The organism is Limnospira sp. PMC 289.06 (genome assembly GCF_032350395.1).
Lineage (GTDB): Bacteria > Cyanobacteriota > Cyanobacteriia > Cyanobacteriales > Microcoleaceae > Limnospira > Limnospira platensis.
On the sequence record NZ_JARPLC010000446.1, the window covers coordinates 1 to 554 of the forward strand.

Below are 554 nucleotides of genomic sequence, written 5' to 3' on the forward strand. Positions count from 1 at the left end.
CCCAATAATCCGACCACTGCCAACCATCCATGACTAAGGAAATCTGAATGTTCCGACTTGAACCATCGTAAATAATAAGCAGCGAAATAGGTTGATACGCTGCGCTCAAAAGAGCAAAGGGAAAAGTAGGAGTATTTGTAAGCTACCTACACAGACCTTTAAAAGTACCTCGGTGGAAAGGACAAGTCTAAAGATGGAATGCCCATATAAACGGAACGTTATAAACCCTTTTAGGCTCTGATAATCTGGTCGAGAGAGTCAGTAGTGAAAAAGTGTAAGCGTATGCCTATTAGGGGGTGAGATGTGACCAGAAGCCAACGCCCGGCTGTAATGGACGGGATATGCTAACGGGTCACGGTTTGATTGCAAGGATAGAGTCGAGTAGGAGTCAAAATGACGAAATCGAGAGAAGGTAAAGGCTTCGATAAACGGAGACCTACTAAGACTACGAATGGATGGAGAAGTATCAACTGGGCTAAGGTTCAGCGATACGTCTTTAAGCTCCAAAAGAGGATATTTCAAGCAGCTAAATCGGGACAGGACGCAAAGGCAAC

1 protein-coding gene is annotated in these 554 nt (G+C 44.6%); it reads left to right on the forward strand.

Annotation, left to right across the window (positions count from 1 at the left end):
- Window positions 1–393 precede the first annotated feature (393 nt).
- Window positions 394–554: reverse transcriptase N-terminal domain-containing protein (locus P5674_RS25705; RefSeq protein WP_315670474.1), on the forward strand; the 161-nt coding region annotated here is incomplete at its 3' end.